This is a genomic window from Pseudomonas sp. IzPS59 (genome assembly GCF_014863505.1).
GTDB lineage: Bacteria > Pseudomonadota > Gammaproteobacteria > Pseudomonadales > Pseudomonadaceae > Aquipseudomonas > Aquipseudomonas kribbensis.
Genome location: NZ_CP062251.1, coordinates 2696774 through 2714632 on the forward strand (window position 1 = coordinate 2696774; position 17859 = coordinate 2714632).

Below are 17859 nucleotides of genomic sequence, written 5' to 3' on the forward strand. Positions count from 1 at the left end.
ACCGGGCCGGACGTTTCAGAAATCGACAGTGGCCGAGAGCAACAAGGTCCGAGGTGCACCTTGAGAGAATGCGCCGTAAGACGCGACGCCCGACCAGTATTCGCGGTCGAACACGTTCTGCACGGTGGCCCGGAAAGTGGTCGGCCGTTCGGCGATGCGCGTGGCGTAGCGGGCGCCGACATCGAAGCGGGTCCAGTCATCCAGTTTCTGCGTGTTGGCCTGGTCGACGTACTGGCTGCCGGTGTAGATGGCGCCGCTGGTCAATGTCAGGCCTTCGACTTGAGGGACGTCCCATTCGGCCCAGAGGTTGGCCTGCACCTCTGGCACCCCCACGGGCTTGTTGCCGCGATTGGCGGCAACGCTGGTTCGGGTCAGCTCTCCGTCGAGCAGCGTCACGCCACCGAGCAGGCGAGTGCCCGGAGTGACTTCGCCTGCCATGTTCAGCTCCACCCCGCGGTTGCGTTGCTCGCCCTGGACCGAAAACACGCCCGAGGCCAGTTCACCGCTGGGTTTCTGTAACTGGAACAGGGCCAGGGTGGACATGAAGCTGCCGTAGTCGAGCTTGACCCCAAGCTCCCGCTGCCGGGAAACGTAGGGAGAAAAGATCTCGCCGGCATTCGAAGCGGCGGAAGGCGCGATGTCACCCTTGCTCAGGCCCTCGACGTAGTTGTAGTAGAACGCGACGTGATCCCAGGGTTTGACCACAACCCCGTACAGCGGCGTGGATCTGCTCTTGTCGTAGGAGGTGGTGACGAAGCCGGCCGCGTTGTAGTTGTCCGATTTGATGTTCTGCTGGCGCAACCCGACCGTGACTTGCACGCGTTCGTCGAGCACCGACAGGGTGTCGGCAAGGGCCACGCCCGACAGTTCGCTTTGCGAGACTTTGGGTGTATCGGGTTTGGCGATTGCAGGTTTCGGGCGGTCGATCGGGTGGTAGATGTTGGACAGGATCGCCGGGCCGGAAATGATGCCCCGCGCCAGCTCATCGCGATAGCGGGTGACTTGCAGGGCCGTGCTGTGGCTGATCGGCCCGGTGTTGAACCGCAGCCGCGCTCCGGCATCGACGGTGTAGCGCTGGACTTCGAACTTGTAATAACCGGGGATCGAAGAGGTGTCGCCCGCGCCGTTGATGATGGTCGGTGTCTGGTCGGACATGCGCGCGACATCCGACCGTCCACCACCGGCGTGGGCGAACAGCGTCAGGTTGTCGTTGAGGTCGTACTCGCCTCCGAGCAACGCCGATTTGTCCCGGGTATCCGACCAGCCCCATTCCTGACTGACGCTGGTGCGTCCGTTGGCCGCCGAAGGAATGTCCACACCGGGGGCGATCAGAAATGGTCGGGAAGCGGCGTCGAATGATTCTTTCTGGTTGATCAGGTCCAGGGTGGTGCGCAGGCGCTCGCCCTGATAGTCGAGGGAAATCGCGCCGATGCCGACTTCTCTCGATTGCTTGTCGATGGCCGTTTCACCTTGCTGGACGCTGCCATTGATTCGCACGCCGAACCGGCGCTCTTCGCCAAATCGGCGGCTGACATCGAGGTGGCTGCCTACTTGTGTGTTCAAGGCGTAATTGGCGGTAAAGCGGGTCAGGTCTTCGTCCAGCGAACGTTTGGGCACCACATTGATCACGCCGCCGACGCCACTGTTGGGCGACATGCCGTAGAGCAGGGCGGCGGGGCCTTTGACCAGTTCGATGCGTTCGGCGTATTCGGTGAACACCCGGTAGTTGGAGGCCACGCCGTACACACCGTCGAACGCCAGTTCACCGAGGTTGCCTTCGCCGACGGGAAAACCACGGATGAAGAACGAATCGACAATGCCGCCGGCCTGTCCCGTGGAGCGCACCGAAGAGTCGCGCTCGAGCAAGTCTCCGACTGTGACCGCCTGTTGGTCCTTGATCAGCGTCGAGGTGTAGCTGCTGACGCTGAACGGGGCGTCCATCGCATCGCGGTTGCCCAGAATACCGAGGCGTCCGCCCCGAGCGGCCTGACCGCCCGGGAGCACCGATGGCAAGCTGTCGGTGCGCTGGTCGACGCCTTCGACCGTGGTGTCCGACAACGTGACCCGGCGCACCACCAGCGTCCAGGTGCCGTCGCTGCGGGCGACCATTTCCAGCCCGCTGCCTTCCAGCAGCCGGGACACCGCTTCCTGAATCGAGTAGCTGCCGGATAATCCCGGGCTGACAAGCCCTTCGGTGATCGACGGCTGAAACGACAGGGCAATCCCGGCGTCGACGGCAAAACTCGACAGCGTCACGCCAAGCGGCCCCGGAGCGATGTTGTAGGCTCGAACGGTGACCGCGTCCAGTTGCGCCGGCTCGGCAGCCAAAGCGAACGCACCGCCAGCCAGGCCCAGCGCAACGCTCAGCAACACACTGCGGATAACGGGCTTTAGTGGCAGACGATCCGGAGACAAGGGTCGTGCAACGAGCATGAAGGGATGACCCTATGGACGAGGTGGAATGGTTGTTCCTTTCATTGCCAGCCGAGATCAAAAAAAGTATCACCTGTGCGGTGATTTTTTTGCTCAGGCGGGTGAGAGCGTCACCCAGTAACCGCTCAAGTGTCCGGAAACGTGCACGGGATAGGTCTGCGCCAGCATGTTCAGCGAGCGCTGGGTATCGCTGATGGGAAAGGCTCCGGAAATGCGCAAGTCGGCAATGGCCGGGTCACAACGCACGAAACCCCGGCGATAGCGCGCCAGTTCGACGACGAAATCCGCCAGGCGCATCTTGTCGGCCATCAGCATGCCCTGGGTCCAGGCGCCGACGTTGCGATCGGTCGGGTTCAGTGAGCCAAAGGCCTGTGATGAAAAGTCGGTGCGTTGCCCTGCGTTGACGATGATCGGCGCGTGCTGAGGGTTGTCGGCCAATTCGACCTGGACGGCGCCTTCGAGGACCGCGAGCTGGGTGCGCGGCTGCCATTCACGAACGGTGAAGCGCGTGCCCAGCGCCTGCATCCGGCCCTGCCGGGTGCTGACCAGAAAGGGCCGAGGCTGCGCGGCGGTGTCCGGCGCGGTCTGCACGAGGATTTCGCCTTCGCGCAGATTGATGAGTCGCTGCCGGGTGTCGAACAGGACGTCGATGGCCGTGTCGGTGTTCAGGGTGATGTGCGAGCCGTCGGCCAGGGTCAGTTCGCGGCGCTGGCCGACGGCGGTGTGGTAATCGGCGGACCATTGCTGCGATTGCGCCAGTTTCCAGCTGCCCCAACCGGCGGGCACCGCTGCGAGCAGCAAGGCCAGTTTGCCGAGGGCTGCGCGGCGTTCCGGGTTGCTCGGGCGATCCAGCGCCGACATCGCCAGCGCCGGTGGCAGGCCGCCAAACTTGCTTTGCAGCAATTGGGCGCGAGCCCACGCCCGATTGCGCTCGGGGCTGCTGACTTTCCAGTATTCCCATTCCGCACGCTCGGTTTCACTGAGGTCGTTTTCGCTCAGGCGCATCAGCCACTCGGCGGCTTCTTCGAGGATTTTCGGATCGAGCGGCGGTTCATTGCGACGCGTGAGCATTCATTCCACCAGCATCAGGCACTGCACGAAAGCCTGTTTCATGTAGCGCTTGACGGTGATCAGCGAGACGTCCAGCTGCTCGGCGATGTCGGCGTATTTCAAGCCGCCGATCTGCGACAGCAGGAACGCGCGTTTGACCAGCGGCGGGAGGGTGTCGAGCATGGCGTCGATTTCGTGCAGGGTTTCCAGCACCACGAAGCGCAGCTCGGGCGAGGGCACTTCCGGCGCCGGCAAATGCGCGAGGGCATCGAGGTAGGCGCGTTCCAGTGCCTTGCGCTGATACCAGTTGATCAGAATGCCTTTGGCCACGCAGCTCAGGTAAGCCCGGGGTTGTTCGATGGCCGTGACCTGGGAGGCGAGGATCCGGGTGAAGGTGTCCTGCGCCAGATCCGCCGCATCCATGGCGTTACCCAGTTTTTTCTTCAGCGTGTTGTACAGCCAGCCGTGATGGCCGCTGTACAGCGCTTCGATCACGCGCAGATGGTTGTCGTTGTTCGCGGGAAGGGTTTCGCTCATGGCTGCAGTGTTTTGCAATTGAGAAGTATTCCCAATGCTAGTGTACAAAGAGCCCGTGACGCAAGCGCGAATCAGCATCCGTTTTCAGCTGCGGGGCATTCTCAACAACGCGTTTACCATGGCGTCGATTTCGGCCTCGGTGTTGTAGGCGTGCAGCGATGCGCGGCTGACTTCCAGCAGGTCCCGCTGCTGCATGTCGAGCATCGTCGAGCGGAAGGTCGAGGTGGTGACGTTGATGCGTTTTTCCTGGCCGGCCAGCCACTCCTTGACGTGCGCCGCGCTGGCGTTCTGGCAGGTGAAGGTGACGATGCCCGACTTGATGGCGCCCATGTCCTGCGGCGTAACTCCGGGCACATCGGCCAGACGATTGCGCAGGTGCGCCGACAATTGTTGAATGCGCTGCCACATGGGCTCGATGCCTTGCGCCATGGCGTAACGGGTCGCCGCGCCCATGCCCAGTTTCGCCGCGACGTTGCATTCCCAGTTTTCGAAGCGTCGGGCATCGCCGCGAATTTTGAAGGTGTCCGGGGTCAGCAATGAAGCCGAGTGCAGGTCGAGAAACGCCGGCTCAAGGTTTTCGCACAAAGTTTTCTCGACATAGAGAAACCCCATGCCCCGTGGGCCGCGAAGGTATTTTCGGCTGGTGGCAGCGAGCATATGGCAGCCGATTTTCTGTACATCGATCGGCATCTGTCCGACGCCCTGACAGGCATCCAGCAGAAACAGAACTCCGGCGGCACGGGCGAGGGCGCCGATCTGTTCGATGGGCTGCACCGGGCCGCCATTGGTAGCGATCACCGGCAGCGACACCAGGGCAACCCGATCATCGCCGAGCATGTCCCGCAGCGCTGGCAATGACACCTGGCCCTGTTCATCGTTGGGAATGACCCTGATCTCGATCCCGCGCTGCTGCTTGAGTTGCAGATAGGGAATGTAGTTGCCGGCGTATTCGGTGGTCGATGTCAGCACCACATCGCCGGGCCGCAGCGGCAATGAATAGAAAGCCATGTCCCAGGCGCGGGTCGCATTCTCGATCACCGCGATTTCTTCGGGGCGGGCGTTGATCAGTCGGCCGATGTCTTCATAGACATTTTCCACTTCAACGGATTGCTGCCCGGCGGCCTCGTATCCACCGATCCGGGCTTCAAGTTGCAGATGACGGGTCATCACCTCGATCACCGGGTCAGGCATCAGCGCCGCACCGGCATTGTTGAAGTGAATCAGTTGCCCGACACCCGATGTGTCGGCGCGCAGTTGTTCAATGTTCAATGCAAACTCCTTGATCAGTCGCCCGGCGGGATCTGGCTCGGTTGCATGACCATGGGCCGATAGCGCAACGCAACGATGGGAATCAGCGCGAGGATGTAGGCGAGGCAGACAAACAGGTAGGTGTACTGCAAACCATAGACCTGGCTCAGCAGCCCGCCGGCCGAGATGCCGGCGATGGACGCAAATTGTGCAGTGCTTTGGGCAATGCCCAGCACGTAGCCCTGACGCGAGCTGTCGGCAGTCTTGGAGATCAGGGCCATCAGCACCGGCGTCGTGGCGCCCAGCAAGACGCCCCAGATGAAGTAGACGCCGACGAACACGATCGGATTGCGCGTGATGCCGGCCAGTGCCGTGAGCGCAATGCAACCAATGACAACGTAAGTGATGCGTTGCAAGGTGTCCTGCTGGCTACGGTGCTCGAAGTAACGCGACCACGCGGTTGCCGACAGAATGAAGCCCAGCGCCAGCAAGCCATAACACAGCCCGACCACCGAATTGCTGACCTCGAACACCGAGCTGACATACAGCGAGAACGACGTCTGCGGCAGCATCCGTGCCAGCAGCAAGATACCCATGACACCCAGCAGCGACAGCAGGGGCGTGCCTTGCCAGACGCTGGTTTTGTGGCTGACTGGTGCTTCTTTATCGGCAACCGGTGCTTTCTTAACTGGCGGCACGTCCGGCAATGTCACGGCCGCGACCACGGTGCAGATCGCGCACAACACCGCCGCGATCATGTTGATCCAGAAGAACGTCGCGTAATCGAGGATCAACCCACCGACCACCGCACCGAGCAACGAGCCGACATTGGTGGAAATCTGCAGGATCGCGAACAGCCGCGCCCGTCGCGAAGGCGCTTCGATGCTCACGCCGTACGCCTGGGCCGGGGCGATGTAGCCGGCGAAGGCGCCTTGCAGGAAGCGCAGGATCAGGATCACCCAGATGTCACTGCACAGGGCCAGCCCAAGCTGGGTCAATGACAGGCCGGCGAGGGCGCGGATCATCATCAACTTGTGGCCGTAACGGTCACCGATACGGCCCCAGAATGCACTGGTCAGAATAATGCCCAGCATCGGCCCGACGTACACGGCGATGCTGGCGAAGCTGAAGAGCGAGTCTGACGAGGTCAGCCCACGCAGGTGGACGGGCCAGAACGGCCCGCTCATTTCCATCGCACCCATCGAAATGAGCTGGATCGCGAACAGAAGATAAATCAGGACTCTTACGCGCGAACCCGCGATGGCACCTGCATGGGTCATGGGTCAGCCTCGGTTATTGAACGACATTGAGCGGGTTGGTCAGCGTGTGCTGAATCCGGTAGTTGGAGTACTGCATCATGTGCATGCGCAACAACGAACGGGTCGGCCACGGATCATTGAGGAAGGCCTTGCGTTCGACTTCCCACAGATCCGGCGCGACACGCTCGCGCACCGCGGTAAAAGCCTGCTCGGTCTCTTCACGCAGAATCTCCCACATCCGGTTGTTGTCCAGCGCGTACTCCTTGGTCAGCCACAGCGCCATTTCATGCAGGTGCGTGAGGAACGCCGCGTCCAGCACGAACATGCGCACCGGCTCGATATCGCCTTCGAACACCGTTGGCAGAATGCCCGGCTGCACGTGGGGTTGCAGGGTGTAGCCGCGTCCCTCCAGCAATGGAGCGTAGGTCCTGCCGTCGCCGAAATCACGGATCAGCAGACTACGTGCTTTGCCATCCGGGGAAAACAGCACCATCGTGTTCTGCTGATGCGCCTCGAGACCGATGCCGTACATCAAGTAGATCGCCACCACCGGGTGGGTGACCACTTTGGCGTACTGGCGGAACCACTCTTCAATCTGAGCGGTATTGGCCCGAACGCCATCGCGCTCGATCAACTCGGTGAACAGCGGGCGACCACTGCCCGGCAAGCGAGTGAACAGCGACGCCACGGTGATCGGCAGACACTCATCGGTACGCTCGAACGCTTGCTGACTGGCACGGAACACCACCGACAGATGCCGGCCGGGGTGGTCATCCTGGGTGATCGCGTTCTTGTAGCGCACACCGATTTCTTCCGGGAAGATTTCCAGGCGCTGCCCGAAACCGTTTTCGACCTCGAGGATTTTCGTGATGACCGTGCTGATACGTGGCCCCATGTGGATCGACTTGGCCTGCAGGCTGCGCAGCTCGCTGGTCATCCACACGGCAATCGGCAACTTGATCAGCGGCGCGCTCTCCTTGAGCACCGGCATCATCGTGCGGTACGACATGGTCGGCAGGGTCTGGATGTCCGGGCCGTCGGTGATCAGGATGCCTTCTGCGATTTCCGCCGCGAAATTTTTCAGCACGTAAGCCTGCAAATGCCAGGAGTGTATCGGCAGTGGCAACCACTCGGATTCGTCGAGGCCCTTGTCGTTGAGCGACGCTTTCCATTGCTCCCATTGAGTCGGGAAGTTGCTGGCGAACCAGGTGTGGTAGTCGGTGACGTGGGGCATGCTTTCGCTTTTCGCCATGTCGGCCCGCAGCGCGGCAATGCGCAGCGGCACCTGGGCGTTGAATTCCGGCGACAGTTGCTCGACTTCTTCGTCGCTCAGGCCCGGGCGGGCTTTCCAGGTCGGATAGTACGGGTGACCTTCCAGCGAACCCCACTGGTCGAGGAGGATTGCGGCGTCCTTGGTGCTGGCGTGCTGGCGCAGGTAATCGGTCAGGCTGTCGAGGCCTTGTTCCCGGGCGGCGGCGGCCAGGCGTGCGTTCCATTGCTGACGATGCTGACGGGCGTGGGCGTCGTTCATCAGGCTGTTTTCCATGTCCGACTTGAGCCCGGCGATGCCTTCATCGGTGGGCTCGAAATCGAAGCTGTCGCGCAGCACATCCAGCAAATCGTGATGGGTGTGAATCACCTGGCGTACGCCTTCATCGGTCACCAGAACCACATCGCCGTCATTGACCACAGTGTCGGCCGGGCCCTTGGCGATGTTGGAAAAGAACACATGGGAGCGGCCGTCTTTCAGCGCGTAGGTGGCTTCGTTGCCGGCCTCGGAGAAACGCAGCCCCGAGCGATCCAGAATGTTTTCGGCAAACAGGCAACGGATCATCCGTCGCAGGGCGTTCTTGCGGGAGTAGGCGATGAGTGTCTTGAAATCATCCATATCAGCTATCTGCTCGTCGAGAAATTAATGAAATGTTGAATCCGCTCACGCCGTGCGCGGCCAATGGCGGGGGAAGTAGTCGAGCGCCGAGTCGCGCAAACCCTGCATGTAGGAAACGCTCCATTGCAGGACTTCTTCGATGTAGGGGACTTTCAGTTCGAAACGCCGGGCCATTTCCACCAGCAGCACCAGGCCGTAGGCGACGTCTTCGTTGAAGGCACGGCTTTCGCGCTCGATCACGTAGCCGGCGCGGTTGTCGTCGGCCGGAATCATCGGGGCGAGGATGTCGTTGTAGGCCTGGTTGGTGCGCAGGATCGACAACATGCTGCTCTGATCGCGGATCTGCTCGCCGTAGGCCTCGACGATTTCCTGCTTGAGGGATTTGACCGACGACAGATCGATGCCCATGCGCTGGCTGATCACGTTGCACAGTTCCTGGCTTTCCTGATCCATGCGTTCCAGAAAATAGGCGCCCAGTTCGGGGCACTCGGTCCACCAGCACATGCGCTGCGGGAAGATCTTGCGATGCCACTGGCCGTAGGGACCGATCAACCCGTAAATCACCGAGCTGTGCATGATCGGATTGCCCGGTGTCAGGGTGATCTCCAGGTAGTGGTCGAGCATCGTCACGCAGGGGCCGTACAGCGTCGTGAGGATGTCCTCCAGGTGCTGCCGTGATTGCGCTGATTCCCGGTCGTGCATCGCGACATACAGCTGGCTCTTGCCGCCGCCCATCTTCACCGACACGCCCGGCTTCAGATCGAACGCGGTGTGTGGCACATCCTTCATGCCCCAGATCACTACGTTCGAATGGTCACCCAGCGTGGCTTCCGCCAGCCAGTCGAAGCCGCAGAATCCCGGAATCGCGCCGACGTACACCGGTTTGCTCGCGCTCAAATGCGGCGCGATGGCTTGCAGGGTTTGCGGTCGAGCGTGGGCCGGTACGGTGATGATCACGATGTCGGCGTCGGCCACCACGACGCTGGCGTCGGTGCTGACCAGGTCCGGTCGCGCGCTCAGCGTCGAGCCGTCCGGCATCAGCGCCTGCATCGGCAGGTTGGCGAGGTGTCTATCGACCACCTCCTTATTGTTGGTGAGCATCGAGACCTGAACGTTAGGCAACTGCTTGAACAGGATGGCGTTCAGATGCCCAGTCCGGCCTGCGCCGCAGATAGCGACTTTCAGCGGTTTCATACAGAGACTTTCCTGTGTGGGAGACGTGTCAGGCGACGCTCAATTGCAGGGGAGTGGCGTCGGATTCGAGCCAGCGGGTCTTGCCCAGCCAGTTATCCAGTTGTGGTGCTACGCCCGGGTCCAGCAGGTCCCGCTCTTCCAGCCATTTGTCGTCGAACACGGTGTGCAGGTATTTTTCGCCGCCGTCGGCAATCGGCACCACGACATTGCCGGTCAACGTGCCTTTGTGAATCAGCTCCAGCGCCTTGTAGATCGCACCGCCGGTCGAGCCGCCGACCAGCAGGGCCAGATTGCGCGCGATGTAGCGGGCGGTTTCGAAGGCTTGGGAATCGGTGACTTGCAAGCCCAGATCGATACAGCTGTAGTCGAGCACCAGGCCGACGGTGTCGCCGGCGGGAGTACCGGTTCCCGACTGGTAATACGGATAGCCGGGATGACCGAAGACAATGGAGCCGGCCGGCTCGACGGCGACGGTGACGATGTCCGGGTTGTGCAGTTTCAGGCCCCGTGCGATGCCGGTCATCGAGCCGCCGGTGCCGACGCAACCGACGTACGCGCCAATGTGGCCACCGGCCTGGGCGATGGTTTCACGGACGAAATCGCTGTAGCCGCCGGCGTTGGCCGCGTTGTCGGACTGGTTCATGAACACTGCGCCGGGGATCTGCGAGGCCAGTTCGGCAGCCAGCCGCTGACGCTCGACCACAGCCACTTCGTCTTCCCGATAGGTTCCGGCGACAAAGCGAATCTCGGCACCGAGTGCCTTCATCACCGCAATCTTGTCTTGCGCCGCATGGTGATCGACCACGGCAATGAAATGCAGATCGAACTCCACAGCCGCCATGGCCAGGCCGATGCCGGTATTGCCGGAGGATGATTCAACGACTACGCCACCGGGTTTCAACTTTCCGGACTTGAGCGCCGCTAAAACCATGTTTCGCGCCATACGGTCTTTAATACTGCCGCCGGGGTTGTTCTTCTCTATCTTGAGCAAAAGCCGGGCGTTGGTATCCGGAACATCGATGCCCAACATTGGTGTATTGCCAATAAGATCCGAAACTTTATTCAGTATCATCTGGACGTCTTCCCTTAATAGTCAGGTGTGAATGCGTAGTTACCTTCCGTACAACATGTCGCCATCAGTCGCCGTGGCAGCGGGTGGCGATGAAATTCATTTTCCAGCAAGTCCATCTGATAGCCGGCGGTGTTGGCGTAGATCAATAAATCGCCGGTTTTTGGCGATGTATCGAAGTTGATAAGGCGGTGAGTGATCACATCATCGTCCAGGCAACTATGGCCGGCGATGTAGGCTTGCATCGGAACAGGTTTTGATTCTTTCGATGTAATAAGGATTGGATCGACAAGATATTCAGAGGAGAACCAGGTTTCACACGCGCTGAAACTGCTGCCTTCGGCAAAGATCACAACTTTGTTGTCCGCCAGTTGTTTGGTTCGGGTGATGCGGAATACTGAAATGGCTGCTTGATCCACCAGGCTTCGGCCCGGCTCCAGTGCCAGTTTTATATTCTGGCTCTTCAAGTAACCGGCAATGGTTTTTTCCGAGGAGTGATCCGACTCCAGGAATAACTCCAGCCACTGGCAAGCGGTCAAACTGCTTCCGTAAGGGTAATAAGCGTCGGGAACTCGACGGTTCTGATAATGACCCGGATTGTTGTCGTTCTGCAGAAAACTGTTGTAATCCTGCGGGTCGACATAGCGCATCGGCAGGCCTCCACCGATGTCGATCATGACCGGGTCGAGGCCCATTTCCCTTGCTGCATCGATGAAGCCGGTGACTTCACGGAAAGCCTGTACCCGGGTTTCGTAGCCGTAGCCGCCGAGGTGGAAATGGAAGCCTTCGAAGTGGAACGACTCACGCTGTTCGACCAGGTATTGAAGGCACTGAAACAAACCCTCGGCGCCCATTCCGAAGCGGCTCGCCGGGCAACTTGTCGGTCTGTAACGCAGCAGAATCCGGGCTTTGGCCGGTGGTTGCGAAGTGTCGAGCAACGCCTTGAGATGGCTGAACTCTTCCAGTGAGTCCACACAAATCAGCGATCCGCCTTGCAACAGTGCGCTATGAAACGCTGCCGTTTTGGCCGGCCCGGTCGCACACAAATGTTCCGCCGGCGTTCCGGCGCGCAGTGCAGCTTGCAGCTCAAACAGGCTCGACACGTCGGTGCCGATGCCCGAAGCCGATGCGGCAGCAAGCAGGCATTGCGACTTGTTGGCTTTTGCTCCGTAGAAAATCGCGTAGTCAACGTCGTGTCGTTTCAACACCGATTGCAGCGCCTGAACGTTGGCCTCAAATGCATGTGGCCATACCAGATTCAGCGGGGAACCATGTTGGTTAACGAGTTCAACAAGTTTTTCCGGAGAATGTTTAAGTAGATTGTCGATAACAGGGTCGATTAACGGTTTCAGCACTTTTGGATATTGAGCTTCTGTTGTTTCTTTAGTTGGCGGCGCAATTAATTCAGGCATAGAAAACCTCTGGCGTCGATAATCGCCATATGCAGGTCGACAACTAATCGTTATCGATTTTTGTGTTCTTGCTGTTCGTCAGATACGAGTGTTTAAAGAGGTGGAGGCGGATGACAGATCCACTCTGCAAATAAACACGGGGTATGTTCTTTCATAAAATTTTCACAAAACTGTTTCATGAGAACCCCACTCCTTAAGGTTCAGGCAGGCAAGGAGAAGGCCAATGAGTGGTGGCCTTGTCTCTTTTGAAGTGCCATTACCTGACATGTAAATGACATCATTGCGCCGAACTTTTCGTGAACAAAATTTCAGGTCTCGATTTGAATTCTGACCCTGTCAGCGGCTCGAACAATATTGCGAACAGGAACGATTATCAAGTAAGGTTTTCAAATATTTTTGAATGAACACACACAACAGGGGAGTGCGAAGCCGTTTGTTCGCATGCTCAAGTAAGCGCTCGCGTGTTGATTTTAAAAACCGTCAACGCCTTGTTATTCAAGGTGTTGACGGTTGATTCAAGACACCGGGATTCAACCCGTTTTTTCCTCTGTAACAGGTGTTCGAATTTTTTTGAAAACCCACGACTGAAGCACGCTCAGGAGAGTCCCGATGACTGTTCGTCACAGCACCAACGCCACGCTTCCCATCAGCTACCTGTTCGTTCCCGGTAACCGGCCGGAGCGCTTTTCCAAAGCGGTCGAGGCCGGGCCGGACGCGATCATTCTCGACCTCGAAGACGCCGTTCATCCGAACAGCAAAGCCGTGGCCCGGGCGTCGATCTGGGCCTGGCAGCAGAGCACGCCCGAAACCGTTTGCCAGCGTTACATCCGCCTGAACAGCGTCGGCAGTTCGCTGTTTCGCCAGGACATGACCTGGCTGGGCGACATGCGCTACCCCGAGCGCTGCGCAGGGATTTTCCTGCCCAAGGCCGAGTGCCCCGAGAGCCTGTCCCGCGTGGTCGAGCGTCTGCTGGAGTGGAACCCCGACCTGCAAATCGTCGCCATCATCGAGACCGCCAAGGGCTTGCATCAGGTCGAGGCGATTGCCGCGATTCCCGGCCTGGCGCGGCTGGCATTCGGCTCGCTGGATTTCTCCCTGGACATCGACTGCAGCCAGATTCCCGAAGCGTTTCTGTTCGCCCGCAATCGCATCGTGCTGGCGTCGCGGGTTGCCGGATTGCCGGCGCCGATCGATGGTGTCACCCCGGCCATCAGCGACATGGCACTGGTCGAGCGCGACTCGCGTTATGCCCGGTCGCTGGGGTTCGGCGCCAAGTTGTGTATCCATCCGTCGCAAATCGCCACGGTGCAGAAAGCCTACCTGCCCAGCGCCCGCCAACTGGCGTGGGCTGATCGGGTCCTGACCGCCGTGGCCGGGGGCAGTCATGCGGTGCAGGTGGACGGCGAAATGGTCGATCTGCCGCTCATCGAACAGGCGCAACGCTTGCGGGACATGGCCAGCCAGTACGCGCTGGTCGCCAATGCGGATGCCTGCTGAAACGGGGGACGAATCATGGGACATGGTTACCAGATTGCCCTGCGTCCACTGTGCGACGTGCGGCAATCCGAACAGGTCGATCCGCTCAACGTGCAACGGCTGCGCGAGGCGATCATCCAGGCCGGGCACTGGCTGGAGCCGATCATCGTCGAGCGCTCCCGGGGCATCGTGATGGACGGCAATCACCGGTTCAACGCAGCGCGGGCATTGGGGTTGAAACGGGTGCCGTGCATCCAGCTCGATTACGCCGATCCGCGTGTCTGTGTACGGCATTGGCAAACCGGGCAGGCGTTCGAGGTGGCGCGGATTTTCACCACCATCGAGCGCGGCGAACTGTTCCCGTACAAGACTACCCGGCACGCGTTCGATCCCGCGCTGCCGGTGGTCTCCATTCCGCTGCAATGCCTGTACGACTGACCTGTGTCGGAGGGTGGGCTTCTCCCGCCCATCCTCCGCGCAAACCGATCGCCAAAAAAATTCCGACGGCGCTGATACTTTTTCGATTGCTGGCTGGCAAATAGGAGTCATTACCATTTTCAGCCATTCGAGAAGGACCCCATCGTCATGTCTGTTGCACGTCGACCTTGCAGTGAACGCGCGTTAACCCTGGCTATTCGCACCGCCATGCTGAGTTCTATTCTGGCCGCAGGAAGCGCCACTGTCTGGGCAGCAGACCCCAAGCAACCCGAGCAACAGGACACCGTTACCACGGAAGGCCTGACGCTGGACACCACCAACGTCAACGCCAGTTACAACGGCGCGACCGCCTTGCCGGAAGTGCTCGCCGGTGGCCAGGTCGCCCGGGGCGCGCGGCTGGGGATGATGGGCAACAAGGACGTGATGGACACACCGTTCAGCGTGACCAGCTACACCGCCAAAACCCTCGCCGACCTGCAAACGGTGACCGTGGCCGACGCACTGGAGCGCGACCCTTCGGTGCGTTCCACCGGGCAGACCGGCGGGATCGTCGACTCGTTTTTCATTCGCGGATTTGCGATCGGCGAGGGCAACCTCGGCGAACTGGCCTACGACGGTGTGTACGGCGTGGCCCCCAACTACCGGGTATTCACCGAATACGCCGAACGCGTTGAAGTGCTCAAAGGGCCGGGCGCGCTGATGTACGGGATTTCGCCAAACAGCGGCGTCGGCGGCGTGATCAACATCGTGCCCAAACGGCCGCTGGACGAAGATCTGACCCGCTTCACCGGCACTTACGCGTCCGACTCGCAAGTTGGCGGGCATCTGGACGTCAGCCGGCGTTTCGGCAGCGAGAACCAGTTCGGCATCCGTTTCAACGGCAGCACCCAGGGCGGCGATACCGCGATCGACAATCAGGAGCGTGCGCTGGACATCGGTGCCATCGCCCTCGATTACAAGGGCGAACGGCTGCGCCTGAACCTGGATTACATCAGCCAGAAAGAGAGCTTCGACGCGGCCTCGCGACCGTTCACCATCGCGCCGGGCGTGAAGGTTCCATCGGCGCCGAACGGCCGCACCAACCTGCCGCAGGACTGGGGCTGGTCGGACACCAAGGAGCAGTCGGCATTGCTCGGCGGCGAGTACGACCTCAACGACAACCTGACCGTGTTCGCCCACGCCGGCGGCGGTCGCTCCGACGTCAAGCGCATGTCCGACCAGGTGCCGCGAATCCTCAACGACGCCGGCGACACCAGCAATATTCCCGGCTACTACAAGTTCAACGTCGATCGTTCAACGGCTGATGTGGGGATGCGCGCGCTGTTCGCCACCGGTCCGGTCACTCACACCACCACGATCATGGCGACCCGTTATCAGGACGAGCTGTCCCGTGGCATCAACAACGGCACGGAAATCCGCTCGAACATCTACCACCCGGTGGACGTGCCCAAGCAGTACATCAACTCGCCGAAGGTGCTGCGCATTTCCGAATCGGAACTGTCCGGCGTCGCGCTGACCGACACCCTGGGTTTTCTCGATGACCGGATTCAACTGACCCTCGGCGTGCGCCGTCAGGACATTGAGTCGCGTAACTACAGCGCATCCGGTTCGGTCAGTTCCCGTTACGACGACAGCGCCACCACACCGCTGGCGGGCGTGGTGGTCAAACCGTGGGAAGACGTCTCGCTGTATTACAACTATGTCGAAGGTCTGAGCAAAGGCGACATCGCTCCCGGCACGGCAGCCAACTCCGGTGAAACCTTCGCACCCTACAAATCCAAGCAGCATGAAATCGGTGTGAAGTACGAGCACGGCACTTTCATGACTACCCTGGCGCTGTTCCAGATTGAGAAACCGAGCGGCGAAATCGGCGCCGGCAACGTGTTCTCGGTGCAGGCCGAGCAGCGTAACCGTGGCGTCGAGTTGAGCATGTTCGGCGAAGTGGCGCCGGGCACTCGCCTGATGGGCGGCGTGACCTTGCTCGACGGCGAACTGACGGATTCGGCCACCGCCGCCAACCGTGGCAACAAACCGGTGGGCGTGCCGGATGTGCAGGCCAACCTCTGGGCCGAGTGGGATACCCCGTGGGTCGAAGGTTTCACCCTGACCGGCGGCGCGATCTACACCGACAGCCAATACGTCAATCAGGCCAACACTCAGGAGCTGCCATCCTGGACCCGCATCGACGCCGGCGCCCGTTACGCCACCAAAATCGAAGGTCGGCCAACGACATTCCGCGCCACGGTGCAGAACGTGTTTGATCGTGAGTACTGGTCGGGCGTTGCGTCCTACGGCGCGTTCTCCCCGGGTTATCCACGCACGTTGCAGTTGTCGGCGACCGTCGACTTCTGATCGGGGGGTGCACTTGATGGCGGGGCTGTCGAGTGCGTCTTCTTCTATATATAGCTACGCACAGCGGCTGATCATAAAAAGGAGCATTCGAATGTTAACCAGCCCGGCATCGACGTCCTCTGGCAAGCAATCGCAGTTCTCATTGGCGAAAGGTCAGCGGGCCTTCGATTTCGAGCGCAGCACCAATGAGCACATCCGTGAACTGCTGCATTATTACGGGCTGCGCACCAGCCTGATCCGGATCAAGGTGATCGATGCCTTGCTGGTTGCCGCACGGGAAGGACGCGCCGTTGGCGGGCGGGGAGTGCACGGATATCTGCAGGCGTTTGTCAGCGGTATTCAGTTCGTCAGCGTGAGGGAAGTGCTCAAGCGTTTGTGCGAGGAGGGCGTTATCGTGTTTCAGCCGGACAAGAGTTATCGGTTTACCGGTGAAGCGTTCTCGCTGCTCGAGCAGCATGCTGGCCGGTGACATTCGGTTGTGTTCAGCCAGATCAAGACCATCTGTTTAGCAGCAGGTGGTTTTGTCGTTTTGGGGATTGATCGGACCGTTATCTATGTACGGTTTCCCTGTTTCAGTGGAGCCGATCGAAATTACTGAGCTGCGCAAAAAGTTGCGCAGTTGTCCGTAATAAAACCACGGTCAAAACCCCGGCAGGCCTTGCCGATCAAGGCCTCCAGCCAAGTGCGCAAGAAGTTGCACAGTACTGCGCAACTTCTTGCGCACTTTTTCGCTGTTTCCTACAGCAAAGAATGGAAAATTCTCACGCGAGATTCGTAAGCCCTTGATGGGTAATGGCCATGTAATGGCTGGCATGACTTTTGATTCCTCCTTTGTCGCCTGGACAGGCAATCACGCCGTCCGGTCCTGTCTTTTGAGCAAGGAGCACACCCCATGGCAACACCCGCGTACATGTCGGTTACCGGCGAAAAACAAGGCCTGATCACTGCCGGCGCCTTCACTGCCGACTCCGTTGGCAACACCTTTCAGGAAGGCCACGAAGACCAGGTCATGGTTCAGGCTTTCACCCACGACGTGATCATCCCGCGTGACCCGCAATCCGGTCAGCCAACCGGTCAGCGCGTGCACAAGCCAGTTGTGATCACCAAGGTCTACGACAAGGCTTCGCCGCTGCTGCAAGCGGCTCTGACCTCCGGCGAGCGCATGAGCGAAATCGTTATCCAGTGGTACCGCACTTCGGCTCAAGGTACCCAAGAGCACTACTACACCACCAAACTGGAAGACGCGATCATCGTCGCCATCAACAACAAAATGCACAACTGCCAGGATCCAGGCAACGCGCACTTCACCCACCTGGAAGAAGTGCAGTTCACCTACCGCAAAATCACCTGGACCCACGAAGTATCCGGTACTTCGGGTTCCGATGACTGGCGTGCTCCAGTCGTTTAATCGCGACTGATGTTTGTATCGCCTCGGCCGGTTTTTTCGGTCGAGGTACCTTTACAACTCAATGATTTTTCGACGTCAGATCCTTACCGATCTGG

At 60.0% G+C, this 17859-nt stretch carries 14 protein-coding genes; 5 read left to right on the forward strand and 9 right to left on the reverse strand.

Going from position 1 to position 17859, the window contains the following annotated elements; all coding sequences use genetic code 11:
• Window positions 1-15 precede the first annotated feature (15 nt).
• The 9 genes from IF189_RS12005 to IF189_RS12045 all read right to left on the reverse strand — a co-directional run bounded on the left by IF189_RS12005 (window position 16) and on the right by IF189_RS12045 (window position 12090).
• Window positions 16-2433 carry a TonB-dependent receptor gene (locus tag IF189_RS12005; RefSeq protein ID WP_192553381.1) on the reverse strand — a complete coding sequence of 806 codons (2418 nt, stop codon included), beginning with the start codon at window positions 2431-2433 and terminating at the stop codon, window positions 16-18.
• Between the two features lie 93 nt (window positions 2434-2526).
• Window positions 2527-3504: a FecR domain-containing protein gene (locus tag IF189_RS12010; protein ID WP_134827138.1), complete on the reverse strand. Its 978-nt coding sequence runs from the start codon at window positions 3502-3504 to the stop codon at window positions 2527-2529.
• A complete protein-coding gene (locus IF189_RS12015) occupies window positions 3505-4020 on the reverse strand; it encodes a sigma-70 family RNA polymerase sigma factor (protein ID WP_085708459.1) in 516 nt (171 codons plus the stop codon).
• Window positions 4021-4104: 84 nt separating this feature from the next.
• On the reverse strand, window positions 4105-5289 hold the full coding sequence (locus IF189_RS12020) for an aminotransferase class V-fold PLP-dependent enzyme (protein ID WP_192553382.1): 1185 nt from the start codon (window positions 5287-5289) through the stop codon (window positions 4105-4107).
• Window positions 5290-5303: 14 nt separating this feature from the next.
• Entirely contained in the window at window positions 5304-6548 is a 1245-nt protein-coding gene (locus IF189_RS12025; RefSeq protein ID WP_134827136.1) for an MFS transporter, read from the reverse strand.
• Between the two features lie 13 nt (window positions 6549-6561).
• Entirely contained in the window at window positions 6562-8415 is a 1854-nt protein-coding gene (locus IF189_RS12030) for an IucA/IucC family protein (protein WP_134827135.1), read from the reverse strand.
• 45 nt (window positions 8416-8460) lie between these two features.
• Window positions 8461-9609, reverse strand: a complete 1149-nt coding sequence (locus IF189_RS12035; protein ID WP_192553383.1) for an NAD/NADP-dependent octopine/nopaline dehydrogenase family protein — start codon at window positions 9607-9609, stop codon at window positions 8461-8463.
• A 28-nt stretch (window positions 9610-9637) separates the two neighbouring features.
• Window positions 9638-10639, reverse strand: coding sequence for a cysteine synthase family protein (locus IF189_RS12040; RefSeq protein ID WP_248739115.1), 1002 nt, complete (start codon window positions 10637-10639; stop codon window positions 9638-9640).
• Window positions 10640-10695: 56 nt separating this feature from the next.
• Window positions 10696-12090, reverse strand: coding sequence for a Y4yA family PLP-dependent enzyme (locus tag IF189_RS12045; protein WP_192553385.1), 1395 nt, complete (start codon window positions 12088-12090; stop codon window positions 10696-10698).
• 609 nt (window positions 12091-12699) lie between these two features.
• On the opposite strand from IF189_RS12045, the gene IF189_RS12050 reads away from it, so the two are divergent.
• The 5 genes from IF189_RS12050 (at window position 12700) to IF189_RS12070 (ending at window position 17764) form a co-directional block, all read left to right on the forward strand.
• On the forward strand, window positions 12700-13587 hold the full coding sequence (locus tag IF189_RS12050; protein WP_134827131.1) for an HpcH/HpaI aldolase/citrate lyase family protein: 888 nt from the start codon (window positions 12700-12702) through the stop codon (window positions 13585-13587).
• 15 nt (window positions 13588-13602) lie between these two features.
• A complete protein-coding gene (locus tag IF189_RS12055; protein ID WP_134827130.1) occupies window positions 13603-14004 on the forward strand; it encodes a ParB N-terminal domain-containing protein in 402 nt (133 codons plus the stop codon).
• A 147-nt stretch (window positions 14005-14151) separates the two neighbouring features.
• Window positions 14152-16356 carry a TonB-dependent receptor gene (locus IF189_RS12060; RefSeq protein ID WP_134827129.1) on the forward strand — a complete coding sequence of 735 codons (2205 nt, stop codon included), beginning with the start codon at window positions 14152-14154 and terminating at the stop codon, window positions 16354-16356.
• 91 nt (window positions 16357-16447) lie between these two features.
• Window positions 16448-16825, forward strand: a complete 378-nt coding sequence (locus IF189_RS12065; RefSeq protein ID WP_134827128.1) for a fe2+ zn2+ uptake regulation protein — start codon at window positions 16448-16450, stop codon at window positions 16823-16825.
• A gap of 423 nt (window positions 16826-17248) precedes the next feature.
• Window positions 17249-17764, forward strand: a complete 516-nt coding sequence (locus tag IF189_RS12070; RefSeq protein WP_008084998.1) for an Hcp family type VI secretion system effector — start codon at window positions 17249-17251, stop codon at window positions 17762-17764.
• The last annotated feature ends 95 nt before the right edge of the window (window positions 17765-17859 follow it).